Raw genomic sequence first — 16513 nt, forward strand, 5'->3', positions numbered from 1 at the left:
AATTCAGCCTGCGCTGCAGCCCTGAATATCAACTGCGTGATTGGCGCCCAGAACCGTAATCCGGATTTCAGACCGATCCAGCGCAAAGGGTGTGCCCGATGCATTGATAATCTCGGCCTCGGCCACCAACGTATCACCTTGCCGTTGCGCAATCGGCTGCGACGCCCAGAGGGAGGGATTGCCGGGTTCGATCACAGCCACTTCATGACCACCTGCCGATGGCATGGTCACTCGTGCTTCGATACGCATACCATCTTTCGTCGGCGTCAGACGACAGGTGGCACTGGACACGCGAGCTTCTTGCGCGGAATAAGGGCGTTGCGCCAGTGCGGCGGCAATCGCGGGATGGCGTCCGGCATTGGCGTCGAGCGTGTGGTCAAAGCCCAGACGTTCCGGAATACAAACGTCTTTGCAAACGCCCAGATCCATTTCGCCCTGCAATCGGACCGGCTTGGCAGGGTTGCGCGGCGTAATCTCAATCGGAAGGACCAGTTGGTTCTTGTAACCGATCGACTTCAACCCGTTCTGATCGAAGACATCGGGGGCAGGCCATGTGATTTCAACACGCCCGACATTGCTTGAGCGTTTCCAGTTGATTTCCGGCGGGATGCCAGCATCTCCAGGCGCGCGCCAGTAGGTTTTCCAACCATCCTCAAGCGTCAGCTTCAAGGCGGTAAGATAAGTGCCGTTTGCAGTCCGTCCGCCATCCAGAACATCCAGCTGAACCACGCCGTCCAGACCCTGAGCGGCAACCGGGGCGGATAGATGCAGGCAAGCGAGTGCAGCGACGGCAGTGTGTTTCATCGACATCTTCATCCCTCTTAAATGCGCGGCGTTGGCCCGGATTCCAAGTCACGTTCTGTTCACTGGGATGAAATCCGCCAAAATACCTGTTGTTCTCTTGCCAATAGACATGCTGCGGGGCCATTGTTGAGGTGTTCTGAGAAAGAGATGGCGGCCCATGGACCTGACCGGAAAACTGTTGATTGCGATGCCCGGCATGGGGGATCCGCGATTCGACCATTCGGTGGTGTATGTGTGCAGCCATGGTGACGACGGTGCCATGGGTTTGATTGTGAACAAGCCCTCGGACCTGCGGATAAAGACCTTGCTGGGTCAACTGAACATCGCCTGCCGTATTCCGATTGTCGGCGAACGCCTTGTGCATTTCGGTGGGCCAGTCGAGATGTCGCGCGGCTTTGTCCTTCACAGCGCCGATTACGAGGCCAACCTGCATTCAATGCAGATTTCCGAGGATTTCAGCATGACGGCGACACTTGATGTGCTCGAGGATTTGGCATCAGGCACTGGGCCGCTGAACTCGATGCTGGCGCTGGGTTATTCCGGCTGGGGGCCCGGTCAGCTTGAGGATGAAATTGCCATGAACGGCTGGCTAACCACCGAAGCAACGTCGAAACTTGTTTTCGATGTGCCCGATGATGCGAAATGGGAGGCAGCGTTGGCTTCTTTGGGTGTGGACCCGCTGACCCTTTCTGCCAGCGCGGGGCGAGCGTGATCAGCTGTCACGGGGTGCCGCCGCGCGCCGCAGCCGGTCATTGATTGCCGCCCCCAAACCCGTGTCAGGGATCGGAGAAACGGCAATCGGTCGCCCGGTTTCGTTCAGCTGATGCAGAAACGCAAACAGATTTGCCGCCGCTTCGATCAAGTTGCCAGTGGCGGACAAGTTTAGGTCGCACTCTGCCTGCCCAAATCCCAGTAACACCTCGTCACCCTGACGGGTTATGGCATTCAAACGGACCGGAGCGTCCGGCGCATAGTGTGATTGCAACTGGCCGGGGGCGGTCAGAAGATCACCGGATTGATGCAAATGCAGTCGCGTTTTCAGCGTCTCTTCGATCTGCTCCAGCGCGATGCCACCCGGACGCAAAAGTGCAGGTTCCCCAGCCAGGCCGATGATGGTGGATTCAAGCCCGACATCGCACGGCCCGTCATCCAGAACAGCCGCGATCTTGCCGCCAAGACCCGACCAGACATGACTTGCCTTGGTCGGACTGATCTGACCCGACGGGTTTGCCGAAGGCGCCGCAACCGGGCCATCAAATTTGGCCAGCAGCGCGCGCGCTGTCGGATGTGCCGGAACGCGCACGGCCAACGTATCCAAACCTGCCGTCACCAGCGATGAAATCCCGTGCCCTTCGCGCAAGGGCAAAACCAAGGTAAGCGGACCGGGCCAAAAGGCCTGCGCCAGATGCTCGGCCTGATCTGACCATTGCACATACCGTTGCGCCGCGGCGACCGATGCGACATGTGCGATCAGCGGATTGAAGCTGGGCCGCCCCTTGGCCTCGTAGATCGATGCCACCGCATGCCCGTTGCGGGCATCGCCGCCCAGGCCATAGACGGTCTCGGTCGGGAAAGCGACCAGAAGGCCCTGTCGCAACATATCTGCAGCCCGCGCGATACCGCCGGGATCCGCCGTCAATTCCTGAGTGCCGGTTGAGATCATAACTGGTGACGCCGCGTTTTGGTTGCTTGAAACATAAGGGACAGTAGGTAATTGATCCAAGCTCATACGCTTACCGGCGCTTGCCCACAATTCCAAGCCTGCCGATATGTTCTGAATTGTTAGCCTTCGAGAGTGATCATGCCCTATCGCACCCCAATTTCAGATTACCAGTTCCTGCTGGACCAAGTGGTCGGGTTCGACCAGGTCACTGCGACGGATAAATTTGCTGATGCCAGCGGGGATGTGGTCAATGCGATCCTGACCGAAGCTGGAAAGATGTGCGAAGAGGTGATGGCCCCTCTGCAGCGTCCCGGTGATCTGGAACCTGCACGGCTTGAAAATGGCGTGCTGCGAACTTCTCCGGGATATGCAGACGGCTGGAAGGCAATTGCCGAAGGTGGCTGGATCGGGATCAGTGGTAATCCTGAATACGGGGGGATGGGGCTGCCTATGACCATCACCACGGCGGTCAACGAGATGATGAGTGCCGCCTGCCTGTCGCTGCAACTTGCGCCGCTTATGTCTCAGGGCCAGATCGAGGCGTTAGAGCATCACGCCAGCGACGAATTGAAAGCGCTGTATCTGCCTAAGATGATGACGGGGGAATGGTCGGGCACCATGAACCTGACCGAAGCTCAGGCTGGATCCGATGTTGGCGCGCTGTCTGCGAAGGCTGAGCCGAACGGTGACGGGACATATTCGATCACCGGTCAAAAGATCTTCATCTCGTGGGGCGATACCGATTTCACCGAGAATGTCTGCCATCTGGTACTGGCCCGCCTTCCCGATGGGGTGCCCGGCACCAAAGGGATCTCGTTATTCCTTGTCCCCAAATTCCTGCCTGATGAAAATGGTGATCCTGGCGTGGCCAATGATCTGAAAGTGGTTTCGCTGGAACACAAGATGGGCTTGCACGGGTCGCCCACCTGCGTGATGCAATATGACAAAGCCAAAGGCTGGCTGGTGGGTGCCGAACATGGCGGTATGGCGGCCATGTTTACCATGATGAACAATGCGCGCCTCGGCGTGGGCGGACAGGGCGTGGGCGTGGCCGAAGGTGCATATCAGCACGCGGTGGCTTATGCGCTGGAACGGAAACAAGGCAAAACGCCGTCCGGGACGATCATCGATCATGCGGATGTGCGCCGTATGCTTTTGGATATGCGTGCTGATGTTTATGCCGCGCGCGCGATCCTGTTGGCCAATGCGGTTGCGATCGATATGGCAGAGGCCACTGGTGACGCCGATTGGGCTGCGCGGGCCGCGCTGTTGACGCCGATCAGCAAGGCGTTTGGTACTCAGACCGGGATGCGTGTGGCTGAAACCGGGGTCCAGGTGCATGGTGGCATGGGATATATTGAGGAAACCGGCGCAGCTCAGTTCTATCGCGATGCGCGTGTCACTGCGATCTACGAGGGCACCAACGGCATTCAGGCGATGGACCTTGTTGCGCGGAAGATGATGGACGGGGGCGAGGCTGCTTCGAACTTGCTGGATGAGATTGAAGACCAGGCTGAACGCGCCCGTGCAACACTGCCTGATCTGGCGGGCCCTGTTTGGGAAGCCACCGAAACGCTGCGCGAGGCGACAGAATGGCTGGTGGCACAGGACGATATGAATAACCGCTTTGCAGGCGCAGTTGCTTATCTGCAGGCATTTGCCCGGGTGCTGGGCGGGCATTATCACCTGACCGCAGCCCTTGCCGACCCAGAGGGGCCGCGGGCGAAACTGGCGCGGTATTATATCAACGCCCTGTTGCCCGAACATACGGGCCTTTTGGCACGGGCACAGAACGGGGCGGATGACCTTTTCGCGCTGAGCACGGACGAGTTTGCAGTTTGATGGACGGGGATCACGTATTGGGGATCAGATATCCGTGGTCTGAACCGCCCGCGCAGGGCGAAGCCACCGAGATTGCCCAAGGTGTTCTCTGGATGCGGTTGCCCCTGCCTATGGCGCTGGACCATGTAAATATCTACGCACTGGACGATGGCGACAGCTGGACGGTGATCGATACGGGGCTGTCCTCGAACAAGACGCGGCGCATCTGGGAAGCATTGATGGCCGGACCTCTTGCAGGCAAGCCGATCAGGCGGGTGGTGGTGACTCACCACCATCCCGACCATGTTGGCAATGCCGGATGGTTTCAGACGGAACACGGCGCCGAGCTGGTGACAAGCCGCACCTCGTGGCTGTTTGCGCGGATGCTGACGCTGGATGTGCAGGAAACCTGGCCGCAAGAAACGCTGGGTTTCTATCGCAGCGCGGGCATGGCATCCGAAGTTTTGAACAAACGGATGGCGGACCGGCCCTTTAATTTTGCCGACACGGTCTATCCCATGCCGCTGGGTTTTACCGGGATCAAGCAGGGTGACGTGATCCGTATGGGCGGACGTGACTGGGACGTTCATATGGGCAATGGCCATGCACCGGAACACGCCACCTTCTGGAGCCGCGATGACAATCTGGTACTCAGCGGCGATCAGATCTTAAGTTCGATCAGTCCCAATCTGGGTGTCTATGCGACCGAACCCATGGCCGATCCAGTGTCAGGATGGATGGAGGCCTGTGAGAGGCTTCAGGCGCTCGCCCGTCCCGATCATCTGGTTTTGGGTGGGCACAAACTGCCCTTCACGGGTCTGCCGTTGCGTATGAAGCAGCTGATTGACAACCACCATGGCGCGCTGGAACGGCTGCTGGATCATCTGGATCAGCCCAAATCTGCCGCTGACTGCTTTATGCCGCTGTTCAAACGTACAATCCGCGAGGGTGAGTATGGCCTTGCGCTGGTCGAGGCGGTTGCACATGTAAATCACCTCTACCACATTGGTGCAGTAACCCGGACGCAACGCGCGGATGGGGCATGGTTATATCAGCGCAAAGGGTAGACGAATGCAGGACCAGATCGAAACCTCGGCCGAGGCCGCAGAAGCTGCAGCGTTGCCAAGGTGTTACGAGGTGCACGCCGATCCAAAAGCCGAATCCGGAAGCAAAAAACTGCCCGAGACTTTGAAAAAACCGGTGGCCAGCAAAAGCCCCGCACAATGGGCCTACGAGCGGCTAATCCTGTATATCCAGAATTTCGAACAGACATTGGACGGCGATCATGAGGTCGCCATGGGTTTCACTGGCGGCGATGCAGGCGTGATGCGGATCGAGGGGATGGGTTATTTCGACCCCGACATGATAACCTTTTACGGGTCCGACGGGACCGGAGCCCGCACGCAACTGGTGCAACATGTCAGCCAGTTGAACGTGATGTTGCGTGCGCTTCCCAAATCGGTTGAAGACAAGCCAGCCAACCGCATCGGGTTCCGCCTGGCTGCGGACCTGAAAGACAGCTGACTTGCAATTCACGTTTGCGCGCCTTTGAATGAATGAATCAGTTCGGAGGCGACCGCGTGAACAGATATTTCCATGCCGTAACACATGCCTACGCGGGGGCTTGGGCCCGGCGTCGGGTTTTTGTGCCAATTTATATCGCTGTGCGATTACTGCTTGTTGCGCTGATTGCGCCAGGGGTGGCACTGACGGTCAATCTGGCAGTCTCTCTGTCTGACCAGACGGCCTTGACGGATCAGGACATTGCCATGTTCCTGCTGTCTCCGGTCGGGTTTATCTCGTCTGTTGTAGTTCTGAGCCTGTTTCTGCTGGCCGAGGTCTTTGTGTTCTCGGTCATGGCCGGGTCGCTGCGTATGGGCGAACAAGATCCCTGGCGCGCTGGCAGTGCGGCGCTCGCGTTGATCCTGTCCCGTTTCCCGGCGTTGTTCGGATTTGCCGTGCGTTTCATCCTGCGTGTCCTGTTGCTTGCCCTGCCATTCGTGGCTGTCGCTGGCCTGATCGCGTGGTGGAAGCTGACTGAATACGACATCAACTATTACCTGACCTTCCGCCCCCCCGCCTTCAAGGTGGCGGTTCTTCTGATCGGAGTGGTTGTTCTTGTACTGGCGTGGCTTTTGATCCGTCGCCTGTCCGCCTGGGCGCTGGCCCTGCATTTGGTCCTTTTCGAACGAACTGCGCCCCGAACGGCGTTTGCCCAAAGTGCGCAGAAGATCGAAGGCAGGCGCGGGCGGTTGAAGATCGAACTTGCCCTTTGGCTGGGGATGCGCCTTGTCATCGCCGCTTTGATTGCCGCAGTGGCCAGCCTTTTGTTTACTTTCGTACCCGTGCAGGACGGCAGCAACCTCAAGCTGGCCCTGACCTTCAGTTTTGTCGTCGCAGGGCTGTGGTCATTGGCGGGGCTGGTTCTGGCGGCAACGGCGCTGGGCGCGTTGGCCGTCTTGTTGGACGGGTTTTTCGATATTGACGCAAAAAAGATCGCCCACCCAGAACCCCGGAAAATTCGGGCGCCTGTATTTGTGACAGTGGGCGCATCCCTTGCCGCGTTGGTTATTGGCCTTTGGTCAGGTCAAAGTCTGCTGGAACGTGTGCAGGCCCCGGATCATGCCGAGGTCATTGGCCACCGGGGTGCAGCGGCCTTGCGGCCGGAAAACACGATGGCCTCGGTTCTGAAAGCCATCGAGGACGGCGCGGATTGGGTTGAAATCGACGTTCAGGAATCTGCGGATGATGTGATCATCGTGGCCCATGACAGCGATTTCATGAAGCTGGCGGGTGTTAACCTGAAGGTCTGGGATGCAACGATGGCGGATGTGGCAGATATCGACATCGGCAGCTGGTTTGATCCGGAATACGCCTCGGAACGAACGCCAACTCTGCGTGATGTGCTGGAGGCGGCCAAAGGCAAGTCCAGGGTTCTTATCGAACTGAAATACTATGGCCATGATATTGATCTGGAAAACCGGGTGATCAATCTGGTGGAAGAGTTGGAGATGCAGGACGAGGTCGCCACCATGTCGTTGAAATATCCGGCCGTCCAAAAGATGAAGAAACTGCGCCCGGACTGGCGTTCGGGTGTATTGGCGGCCACAGCCATTGGTGATCTGTCGGGGTTGGAGGGCGAGTTTGTCGCAATCAATGCAGGGATGGCAACTCCGGGCCTGATCCGAAAGGTTCACGATGCCGGTAAGGATATCTATGTCTGGACAGTGAACGATCCGCTGCAAATGTCCAAAATGGCGTCTATGGGCGTTGATGGTCTGATCACCGACCGCCCGGCCATGGCCAATGAGGTTCTGCGCGTGCGTGCCGAAATGGGACCAGCAGAGCGGCTGATGTTGTGGTTGGCCACGACTTTCGGATTGCAGGTCGACACCAAGGCGATGCGCGATGAAAGCCCTTAATCTTTCGCTGCTGTTGCTCGTTATTCCGCACGCCGCCTTGGCACAGGACTTGATGCGCCGGTTCGAAATGCCTGCCCATCGCGCCTTGATGGATCAGAGCGACGGAGCCGAGCTGCAACCATTCGAAACAGACGGGTGTTCGGGTGGGTTGTCCGCAAGCTGGCGCTGGGTGGCAAAGCAATTCCCGCAGGTTGGTGAGATTTTTGAAGAACATCCACCTTGGGAAAACTGTTGTGTGATCCACGACCGGGCATATCACAATGCTGGCGGCGCGGATTCGGCCGAGGAAAGCTATGACGCGCGTTTGGCGGCGGACGATGCCCTGCATGCCTGTGTTGCGGCGCATGGAAATCTGAATGCCGACGAATATGCGGATCGCTACGATATGGAACCTGATCAGATCCGCACCATTCATGCGATCACTGCGGATGCCATGTATGGGGCGGTTCGTTTCGGTGGCGGGCCGTGCAGCGGCCTGCCCTGGCGGTGGGGGTTTGGGTATCCAGGATGCTCGGTCCTCAAGTAAGCGCGCCCTGCGCGCGAATGACGTGGTGACAGGCGTATTGTTTTCCATTATCCAACAGGTCAAACACGCGAATTGGGATTCTGAGACTCATGGCTGAATACAAGCACGGCGAAATGAACATCGACGTTCAAACCAAAACTTTCAACGGTTTCATCAAAGCCACCACTTGGTGTGTGGTCGCGATCGCCTTGTTGTGCCTGTTCCTGGCAGTTTTCGCCTCGTAAGCAATTCGGGGGCGGCTTTGCTCAGGATATTGACTGCGTGCCTCGTGGCCGCAACGCTGGCTGGTTGCGCTGCATCACAGCGCCCGCAAGCGGATCAGACTGAAATTACGTCCCGCTCCTATCGCGACCCGGGGCCATCGACCCTGACCTTGTACACGATGATCAGCACCCGGACCGGTTCGGGCGCGCATACGTCGCTGATGATCAGCGGCAGTGAGCGGGTTATTTTCGACCCGGCAGGATCGTTCCGGGCGGATGTTGTACCGATCAGGAACGATGTGCTGTACGGTATTACCCCGAATGTCGAACGTGCGTATCGCAGCAGCCACGCCCGCGAAACACATTATGCGCGCATCCAGACGATCGAGGTCACTCCGCAACAGGCCGAAATTGCATTGCAACTGGCCAAGCAGATGGGCCCAGTGGCTGGTGCATTCTGTGCAAACTCTACCTCGCAGCTGTTGCAGCAGGTTCCGGGGTTCGAACAGATCACGACCACATTCTATCCAGTCAAACTGTCGGATCAGTTTGGAGCGCTGCAAGGCGTTCAAACGGCGGAGTACCGTGAAAACGACGACGCGGACCTGCAAAAGGGACTGGCGTTCAACAATGCGCGCCTGAACCAGCTGGACGCGGCTTCATCCAACTAAATACAGCAATATGTAAAGTGTTGCCGCCCCGGTAAAGATGGCGGCCAGCACATTCTTGGTTAGAATGCCCACAGACAGTGCAACCGCTGCGGCCGACATACGGGGTATATCCGGTTGTCCTTCGGTGGCTGCAGGCCAAACCACCAGCGGCGCGATCAGTGCGGGCAGGATGGCCACGGCTGTATATCGAAGGTGACGTAACAACCAGGGCGGCATCGGGCGATCACCGACGAGACCGATGAAGGTAAAGCGCAAAGCATAGCTGCCCACCGCAAGACCCGCGATGATGATCCATATTGTTGTCTGATCGATCTGGTTCATAGCGTGTTCCGCTTTAGCATCAATTCCGCCTGCGCACCGGCCATCATCCCTGCTGCGCCCGCGATCAGCAGGCCCAGATTGAACGGCACACTCACGGTCAGCAGGGCAACAACAATGGCGACCAGGGCGGCGATGACATGGGCCAGCGTACGCATCATTGGCCCAATCATCGCCAGAAAGGTGATCGGCAGGGCAAAGTCCAGCGCCCAGCTTTCCGGTATTTGAGCACCCAGCACGGCACCCAGACAGGTTCCCAAAACCCACAGCGGTGTGATCGGAGTGACCGAACCCAGGAAATAGGCCATTCGCTGGGGGATCGTCAGATCAGGCTCTTTTTCGAACTGCGCGATTGAACAGGCGTAAGACTGATCCACGATCAGGTAAGCCGCACATGCTCTCTGCCACAAGGGCGCGGCACCCAGATACGGCGTCAGCGACGCGGAATACATCGCGACCCGCAGGTTCACTGCCAGGGCCGAGATCAAAACGATGATTGTCGGCGTTTCATCCTGCAGAAGTTGCAGAGCTGTGAACTGCGCCGCGCCTGCAAAAACAGTGATGGAAAAGGCAATGGTCTGCACGATATTCAACCCGGCTTCTGTCGAGAAGACACCGAACAACAGACCAAAAGGCACAGCCACGAAGACAAACGGCGTGCCGTCGCGAAAACCTTTCCAGAAGTATGACTTGGATGTGGCAGAGGCCATGGCTAAATCCTATGGTGACGCCAGCAGCAGTATCGGTCTTGTGAAGGGGTTGCAATTGGTCACCGAATCCGACGTGTCAGACTATGTAATCGCGCCTGATCCGGGCGCGGCCCGCCTGACCCGTGCGGTCGAGGGGGTGGACCAGAATGGCGAGGTCAGTCAGATTTCAGTGGTTGAAGAGCGCCCACTGACGATCTTCCTCAACGCGCAGGAAATTGTGACGGCGATGACCATTGGCGACTATCCCGAATATCTGGCGCTGGGTTTTCTGCGAAATCAGGGCATGTTGCTGGCTGATGATGAGATTACCCGTGTCGATTACGATGATGATCTTGAAACCGTTGTTGTCCGCACCGCACGCGCGACTTCGTACGAAGACAAGCTGAAGAAAAAGACACGCACCAGTGGCTGCGCTGTGGGAACGGTGTTCGGGGACATGATGGAGGGCCTTGAGGGCGTTCAACTGCCACAAGTGCAGGTGCGGACCTCGTGGCTTTACGAACTGGCGGCCAAGATCAACCGCACCCCGTCGCTTTATCTTGAGGCCGGGGCAATTCATGGGACTGTACTGTGCCGCGAAAACCGCCCGCTGGTTTATATGGAAGACGTGGGTCGCCATAACGCTGTCGACAAGATCGCAGGCTGGATGCTGTCCGAGGGTGCTTCGGCAGAGGACAAGATCCTTTACACCACCGGTCGCCTGACATCCGAGATGGTGATCAAAACGGCGATGATGGGCATTCCCGTGTTGGCGTCCCGTTCCGGCTTTACCGCCTGGGGTGTCGAGATCGCGCGTGAGGTCGGCCTTACGCTGATCGGTCGGATGCGCGGACAGCGCTTTGTTTGTCTTTCCGGTGAGGAACGGTTGGTTCGTGATGTGGACCCGTCGACGGTTGTGGCCGAAGACAGGAAACACCGGCGGAAGAGTAGCCAATGAGTGATGAAAACAGAAAACCTCTCGGCGTTATCCTCGCAGGCGGGCAGGCCACCCGGATGGGTGGTGGTGATAAAGGCCTGTTGAAGGTTGGCGGGCAGACCCTGCTGTCCCATGTCGTTGATCGGCTGTCTCCTCAAGTCGATGGTTTGGCCCTGAACGCAAATGGTGACCCCAAGCGTTTCAGCGATCTGACGCTACCTGTTCTTCCTGACACAATTGAAGGCTTCGCTGGCCCTTTGGCCGGCGTTTTGGCGGGGCTAGATTGGGCGGCAGATCAGGGGGCCGACAGCATCGTGACGGCTGCCGCAGATACTCCGTTCTTCCCGCGTGATCTGGTGGCGCGTCTGCAAGAGGCGGCAGCGGGGCAGGCGCATCCTCTGGTCTTGGCCACTACTCCGCGAACGGGCGACGAAGCGCTGAAGTCCGGTGGCGGCAGGCGCGTCAACCGGCACCCGACCTTTGGGCTCTGGCCTGTGGCTCTGCGCGATGATCTGCGGGCGGCTCTGACGGACGGGTTGCGCAAGGTCGTGCTGTGGACTGATAAACACGACGGGCGCGAGGCTTTGTTCCAGGCTGACCCGTTTGATCCGTTCTTCAACGTCAATACGCCTGACGATTTGGACCGCGCCCGGACATTGTTGGAGCAGGTATGAGAGTCTACGGCGTCACTGGCTGGAAAAACGCAGGCAAAACAGGGCTGATGGAACGGCTGGTGGCCGAGATCACGGGGCGGGGCTTTGCCGTCTCAACCGTCAAGCACGCGCATCACGGCGTCGATGTGGATCAGCCGGGCACGGACAGTCATCGTCACCGCGTTGCTGGCGCCAGCGAGGTGTTGCTTGCGTCGGGGCAGCGCGTCGCCTTGATGCAGGAGCTGCGCGGCGCACCCGAGCCGCCATTGGGCGAACTGCTGGCGCGGCTTTCACCGGTTGATCTGGTGCTGGTTGAAGGCTTCAAGCGGGAAGGCCACCCAAAGATCGAGGCGTTTCGCGCCGAGGCGGGAAATCCTCTGATTGCGATTGAAAACGAAACTATTCGTGCCGTTGCCAGCGACACGGCGCTGGAACTGGATCGTCCGGTTTTCGACCTGAACGACACAGTCAGGATCGCGGACTTCATATTGGATGAGGTCGGTTTGTGACCCCGTTCCAGACCTTTGCCATGGTGGACTGGTCTGGTGGAAATGACACCGGACCAACGCCGCGCAAAGACGCGATCTGGGTCTGTATTGTGCGTGAAGGGCAGGCACAGGAACCTGAATACCTACGCAACCGGGCGCTTGCCGAGGCGTGGCTGGATGCCCTGATCCGCACCGAACTGAAGGCAGGTCGCCGCCTGTTTCTGGGGTTCGATTTCCCTTTTGGATACCCGAAGGGCTTTGCCCGCGCGATCACCGGAACGGATGACCCCTTGACCTTGTGGGACTGGTTCGAACAACATGTCGAGGACGGTCCGAAAACGAACAATCGTTTTGACTTGGCAGGCCGGATCAATCGACAATTCGGAGGAAGAGGCCCATTTTGGATGAATGGCCTCGGGCGTGACATTGATGGTTTGCCGCGAACCAAGACGGGCTATTCCAATCCGTTTTCCGACCGTCGTGCGGTTGAAGCCTTGGCAAAAGGCAGTTTCACCTGCTGGCAGATGGCGGGTGCAGGCGCGGTCGGTGGGCAGGTGATGATGGGGCTTCCAGTTCTGAGCAGGCTCCGCCATCGCTTTGCCGGACAAGTCGCGGTCTGGCCGTTCGAGTCGTTGGATAGACCCATCGCCTTTGTGGAAATCTGGCCGTCGCTCACCTTGGGTGCGCCACCGGACGGGCGGATCAAGGATGCTTGGCAGGTCGAACTGATCGCCTTGACTCTGTCGCGTTTGACAGAGCAGGAGTTGAAAGCGCAATTAGATGTTTCAGCGGCAGAGGAAGGCTGGATATTGGGTGTGACTCAGAAAAAGCCGAACATAGTCCCGCCACCATTGCGCAACGATTGTTTTGCGCTGCCAGCGGGTGTGGAGTGGACGCCGGTTGATGACGCCTTAGCCTATTTGCGCGACAGGTTGCATCCGATTACCTCGGTCGAGGTGGTCGCGCTGAATAAGGCGAGTGGGCGCATTCTGGCAGAAGATGTGACAGCCCAACGTTCCAACCCGCCGCAGCCGAATACAGCCGTGGATGGGTTCGGGTTCGCTGGTCCGGTTTCAGATGGGCCACAGGTCCTGCCGCTGGTCGATGGGCGTGCAGCAGCCGGTATCCCGTTCGACGGTGATGTTCCCGCGGGTCAGGCAGTGCGCGTTCTGACGGGTGCCGCGCTGCCTGACGGGGTGGATACGGTTATTCTGGAAGAGGATGTCACAGTTAAAGACGGGCATATCGCATTCCACGGCCCGCTGAAAAAGGGGGCAAATACCAGGCAAGCGGGCGAGGATGTGGCCGCAGGCGATCTGGCCCTGCCTACAGGGCGCCGATTGACACCGGCTGACCTTGCGCTGCTCACCGCTTTGGGCATTGCCGAGGTGAAGGTGCGCAAACCGCTGCGTGTCGCCGTGGTATCGACCGGCGATGAACTGATCGACGCCGGAGAGTGCGCCGGACCGGGTCAGATATTCGACGCCAACCGCCCGATGCTGTTGTCTCTGGTCGAATGGCTGGGGTTTGTACCTGTGGATATGGGGCGTGTTTCAGATGATCGGGACGCCCTGCGGGAACGGCTGGATCAGGCTGCGGAACAGGCAGATGTGATACTGACGAGTGGTGGCGCATCTGCTGGTGACGAAGACCACGTATCTGCCTTGCTGCGCCAGGCGGGGGCGATGCAACACTGGCGGATCGCCTTGAAACCCGGTCGCCCTCTGGCTTTGGGGTTGTGGTCCGGAACCCCAGTCTTTGGACTGCCCGGCAATCCCGTTGCCGCCTTGGTCTGCACCTTGATCTTTGCGCGACCGGCGCTGGGCCTGATGTCTGGCGAAGGCTGGATCGAGCCGCAAGGGTTCGAAGTGCCCGCTGCCTTTGAAAAGCGCAAGAAACCGGGCCGCCGCGAATACCTGCGCGCGCGCATACGGGAAGGCCGGGTTGAAGTCTTCAAGTCAGAAGGATCGGGCCGGATCAGCGGGCTCAGCTGGGCCGAAGGGCTGGTCGAAATAGAAGATGGTGCCCGGCATATCCAACCGGGTGATATGGTTCGGTTTATCCCGTATGGCAGTTTTGGGTTGTGAAAATCACGATCTCACGCGGTTTTTCTGATGCGGAACGCCCACTGGTGGCGACCCTGTTCTGGCAGGCATTTTCGGCGAAACTGAACAAAGTCATGGGTCCGGATGAAAAGGGGCTGGCTTTCTTCGAAACTTCGTTGAACCCGGATTTCGCGCTTGTTGCACGGGACAAGGAAAACCGGATTTTGGGGCTTGCAGGTTTCAAGACACGCGATGGTGCATTGGCCGGAGGCGGAATGTCAGACCTAGCAAAGGTCTATGGCTGGCTTGGGGCCATTTGGCGCGCCCTCATCCTCAGTATTTTGGAGCGCGAACTGAAACCCGGCGTGTTTCAGATGGATGGCATATTTGTGGCCGCGGGCTCGCGTGGCAAAGGGGTTGGTACTGCCTTGCTGGATGCCGTTAAGTGTGAAGCGCGGAAACAAAACATGTCAGTGGTTCAGCTTGACGTTATCGACACAAACCCCCGCGCCCGCGCTTTATATGAGCGCGAAGGATTTTGGCCTGTGGGGGAAGAAAAAACCGGGCCTTTAAGTTACGTGTTTGGTTTCAGCAGCGCGACCAAGATGTCTTGGATCGTTTTGCCTGATTAATCAAACGTCCCGGCCACGCGCCCCAGCAACATGAACGCCCGCGCGGTGCGGGTCTCACCCAACGCGCTCAGTTCTGCATCGCTTGCGGTGGGCTCGAACTCGGCCATCATCTTGTCGAAGCGGCGAAGAAAATGATGGGCGGCGTCGCGAAAAATGGGATCCTGTTTCATCCGCGCAGCTGTCAGCGCCAGCGAGGACCGGTCGCGTACACCCCCCAGCGAGGCGACAGCGCGACCCCGCGCGCCCTGCGCGAACTGACGCCAGATTTCGGGCCGGGCCATGTCAGGGCGCAGGTCGTCCATATAGATGCCTTCCTGGCTGAGCAGTGTAAGAACATCCTGCGAGGCTTGCACGATCTGCGCCGTCTTGCGGTCTTTCAGCGCCACGCGCAGGGCATTGAACCCTTCGGTGTCATTCTGAGTTTCCGGGAAGTTCAAGGCGCGGATAAAGATATCGGTGCTCAGCGGTGGCGCAATTTCTTCCGCAGATGTGCCCAGTTCAAGCGAGGTTTGAGCACCCGCAACGAGTGGTTTTGCAGGGGCGTAAGGGGGCGTTGTGCGCTTGGTCGAAAATGTTGCCAGCGCGCTTTCGGTTTTTCGCGTCGCGGCTGCGATCTCATCCAGTTTCTTTGCTACCGTAGGTTCGTAGGTGCTGGATGCGCGCTGCTGCTGCGCCACATAAGCCTGACGGATCGCATCAATCGCAGTTTGCAGCCGCGCGCTTTCCTCGCGCATCACGCGGCTGGCACGCATGGCAGTGGCCGCGACCCAGATCATCGCCACAGGCATGAAAACGGCCAGAAAGGTGACAACAAAACCACCGCTCTGCGCCTTATCTGGCAACACCAGAAAAACAACCGACACCACCAGCCAAATCAGGCTGAGCACCAGTGCGGCAATCTCAATCTCGGTGACAGACGGTGCCTTTGGGCGGTCATAGATGCCCAGCGAAGTCGGTCTTTCAGTTTCCGGGTCAGGTTTGGGCCCCGACATTACATGCGCTCCGGTCAGGCGTACTTGATACTCAGAATTTCATAAGAGCGCACGCCGCCAGGGGTGCGCACCTCGACACTGTCACCTTCGTCCTTGCCGATCAGGGCGCGGGCGATGGGGGATTTGATATTCAAAAGGCCGGCTTCGATATTGGCTTCATATTCACCGACGATCTGCCACGTCTTTTCTTCGTCGGTATCCTCGTCAACCAATGTAACCTTTGCGCCAAACTTGATCGCGCCAGACAGTTTTGCCGGGTCAATTACATCCGCCAGTGACAGGATACCTTCCAGTTCCTTGATGCGACCTTCGATAAACCCCTGCTTTTCGCGGGCTGAATGATATTCGGCGTTTTCTTTCAGGTCGCCAAGTTCTCGCGCCGATGCGATGGCTTCGATGATCGCAGGGCGTTCGACGGATTTGAGGTTCTTCAGCTCAGCTGCGAGTGCGGCATTGCCCGCAGGCGTCATCGGGATCTTTTCCATACTCTCTACGTCCACGCATAAACTGACTCGCCCCGCCGCACAGAAGCGTCGGGGCGAGTCCTAGGTTGACGATTACCTGACCCAAATACCACGTGAATTGCAAGGGGTGTCAGCAGGTGCAGCGATCAATTTGCAACATTGCGCCGCTGGGATTGTTTCGGGTG

Annotated in this window: 19 protein-coding genes; 13 read left to right on the forward strand and 6 right to left on the reverse strand. The window is 58.4% G+C overall.

Going from position 1 to position 16513, the window contains the following annotated elements:
- Positions 1-3: 3 nt before the first annotated feature.
- Entirely contained in the window at positions 4-804 is an 801-nt protein-coding gene (locus ACR0ES_RS06345) for a protein-disulfide reductase DsbD domain-containing protein (RefSeq protein WP_480870029.1), read from the reverse strand.
- A 157-nt stretch (positions 805-961) separates the two neighbouring features.
- Here ACR0ES_RS06345 and ACR0ES_RS06350 point away from each other — a divergent pair, with 157 nt between their 5' ends.
- Entirely contained in the window at positions 962-1516 is a 555-nt protein-coding gene (locus tag ACR0ES_RS06350; protein ID WP_480832351.1) for a YqgE/AlgH family protein, read from the forward strand.
- Here the strand turns inward: ACR0ES_RS06350 and ACR0ES_RS06355 are convergent, their stop codons facing one another.
- Positions 1517-2467, reverse strand: coding sequence for an L-threonylcarbamoyladenylate synthase (locus ACR0ES_RS06355; RefSeq protein WP_480869913.1), 951 nt, complete (start codon positions 2465-2467; stop codon positions 1517-1519).
- 138 nt (positions 2468-2605) lie between these two features.
- On the opposite strand from ACR0ES_RS06355, the gene ACR0ES_RS06360 reads away from it, so the two are divergent.
- The 7 genes from ACR0ES_RS06360 (at position 2606) to ACR0ES_RS06390 (ending at position 9110) form a co-directional block, all read left to right on the forward strand.
- Positions 2606-4309: an acyl-CoA dehydrogenase gene (locus ACR0ES_RS06360; protein ID WP_480869915.1), complete on the forward strand. Its 1704-nt coding sequence runs from the start codon at positions 2606-2608 to the stop codon at positions 4307-4309.
- On the forward strand, positions 4309-5355 hold the full coding sequence (locus ACR0ES_RS06365) for an MBL fold metallo-hydrolase (RefSeq protein WP_480506691.1): 1047 nt from the start codon (positions 4309-4311) through the stop codon (positions 5353-5355). The genes ACR0ES_RS06360 and ACR0ES_RS06365 overlap by 1 nt, the downstream gene beginning before the upstream one ends.
- Before the next feature lie 4 nt (positions 5356-5359).
- Positions 5360-5812, forward strand: a complete 453-nt coding sequence (locus ACR0ES_RS06370; protein ID WP_209598676.1) for a DUF6173 family protein — start codon at positions 5360-5362, stop codon at positions 5810-5812.
- A 56-nt stretch (positions 5813-5868) separates the two neighbouring features.
- On the forward strand, positions 5869-7710 hold the full coding sequence (locus ACR0ES_RS06375) for a glycerophosphodiester phosphodiesterase (protein WP_480869917.1): 1842 nt from the start codon (positions 5869-5871) through the stop codon (positions 7708-7710).
- A complete protein-coding gene (locus ACR0ES_RS06380) occupies positions 7697-8236 on the forward strand; it encodes a hypothetical protein (protein ID WP_480869919.1) in 540 nt (179 codons plus the stop codon). The genes ACR0ES_RS06375 and ACR0ES_RS06380 overlap by 14 nt, the downstream gene beginning before the upstream one ends.
- A gap of 89 nt (positions 8237-8325) precedes the next feature.
- Complete coding sequence (locus ACR0ES_RS06385) at positions 8326-8460, forward strand: aa3-type cytochrome c oxidase subunit IV (RefSeq protein ID WP_267364539.1); 135 nt, start codon at positions 8326-8328, stop codon at positions 8458-8460.
- Positions 8461-8477: 17 nt separating this feature from the next.
- A complete protein-coding gene (locus ACR0ES_RS06390; protein ID WP_480475007.1) occupies positions 8478-9110 on the forward strand; it encodes a hypothetical protein in 633 nt (210 codons plus the stop codon).
- Here ACR0ES_RS06390 and ACR0ES_RS06395 read toward each other — a convergent pair.
- Together ACR0ES_RS06395 and ACR0ES_RS06400 are read right to left on the reverse strand one after the other, a co-directional pair.
- Complete coding sequence (locus ACR0ES_RS06395; protein WP_267364537.1) at positions 9099-9431, reverse strand: AzlD domain-containing protein; 333 nt, start codon at positions 9429-9431, stop codon at positions 9099-9101. The genes ACR0ES_RS06390 and ACR0ES_RS06395 overlap by 12 nt on opposite strands.
- A complete protein-coding gene (locus ACR0ES_RS06400) occupies positions 9428-10138 on the reverse strand; it encodes an AzlC family ABC transporter permease (RefSeq protein ID WP_480869921.1) in 711 nt (236 codons plus the stop codon). Before ACR0ES_RS06400 ends, ACR0ES_RS06395 begins: the two co-directional genes overlap by 4 nt.
- Here ACR0ES_RS06400 and fdhD point away from each other — a divergent pair.
- Genes fdhD through ACR0ES_RS06425 form a run of 5 tightly spaced genes read left to right on the forward strand, consistent with a single transcriptional unit; the run spans position 10137 to position 14872 of the window.
- Positions 10137-11075 (forward strand): formate dehydrogenase accessory sulfurtransferase FdhD, encoded by a 939-nt coding sequence (fdhD, locus tag ACR0ES_RS06405; RefSeq protein ID WP_480869923.1) that lies wholly within the window; start codon positions 10137-10139, stop codon positions 11073-11075. The two genes, ACR0ES_RS06400 and fdhD, sit on opposite strands and share 2 nt — an antisense overlap.
- Positions 11072-11728 carry a molybdenum cofactor guanylyltransferase MobA gene (gene mobA / locus ACR0ES_RS06410; RefSeq protein WP_480869925.1) on the forward strand — a complete coding sequence of 219 codons (657 nt, stop codon included), beginning with the start codon at positions 11072-11074 and terminating at the stop codon, positions 11726-11728. Before fdhD ends, mobA begins: the two co-directional genes overlap by 4 nt.
- Complete coding sequence (gene mobB / locus ACR0ES_RS06415) at positions 11725-12216, forward strand: molybdopterin-guanine dinucleotide biosynthesis protein B (RefSeq protein ID WP_209506603.1); 492 nt, start codon at positions 11725-11727, stop codon at positions 12214-12216. Before mobA ends, mobB begins: the two co-directional genes overlap by 4 nt.
- Positions 12213-14282 carry a molybdopterin-binding protein gene (locus ACR0ES_RS06420; RefSeq protein ID WP_480773349.1) on the forward strand — a complete coding sequence of 690 codons (2070 nt, stop codon included), beginning with the start codon at positions 12213-12215 and terminating at the stop codon, positions 14280-14282. Before mobB ends, ACR0ES_RS06420 begins: the two co-directional genes overlap by 4 nt.
- On the forward strand, positions 14279-14872 hold the full coding sequence (locus ACR0ES_RS06425; protein WP_480773348.1) for a GNAT family N-acetyltransferase: 594 nt from the start codon (positions 14279-14281) through the stop codon (positions 14870-14872). Before ACR0ES_RS06420 ends, ACR0ES_RS06425 begins: the two co-directional genes overlap by 4 nt.
- On the opposite strand, the gene ACR0ES_RS06430 is transcribed toward ACR0ES_RS06425, so the two are convergent.
- Both ACR0ES_RS06430 and greA read right to left on the reverse strand, forming a co-directional pair.
- The gene (locus tag ACR0ES_RS06430) at positions 14869-15864 is read right to left on the reverse strand and encodes a hypothetical protein (protein ID WP_480773347.1); all 996 of its coding nucleotides are present in this window, start codon (positions 15862-15864) and stop codon (positions 14869-14871) included. The genes ACR0ES_RS06425 and ACR0ES_RS06430 overlap by 4 nt on opposite strands.
- 14 nt (positions 15865-15878) lie before the next feature.
- Positions 15879-16349 (reverse strand): transcription elongation factor GreA, encoded by a 471-nt coding sequence (gene greA, locus ACR0ES_RS06435; protein ID WP_209506599.1) that lies wholly within the window; start codon positions 16347-16349, stop codon positions 15879-15881.
- Positions 16350-16513: the final 164 nt, after the last annotated feature.

The sequence above is a fragment of the Ruegeria sp. N7 genome (assembly GCF_056531345.1).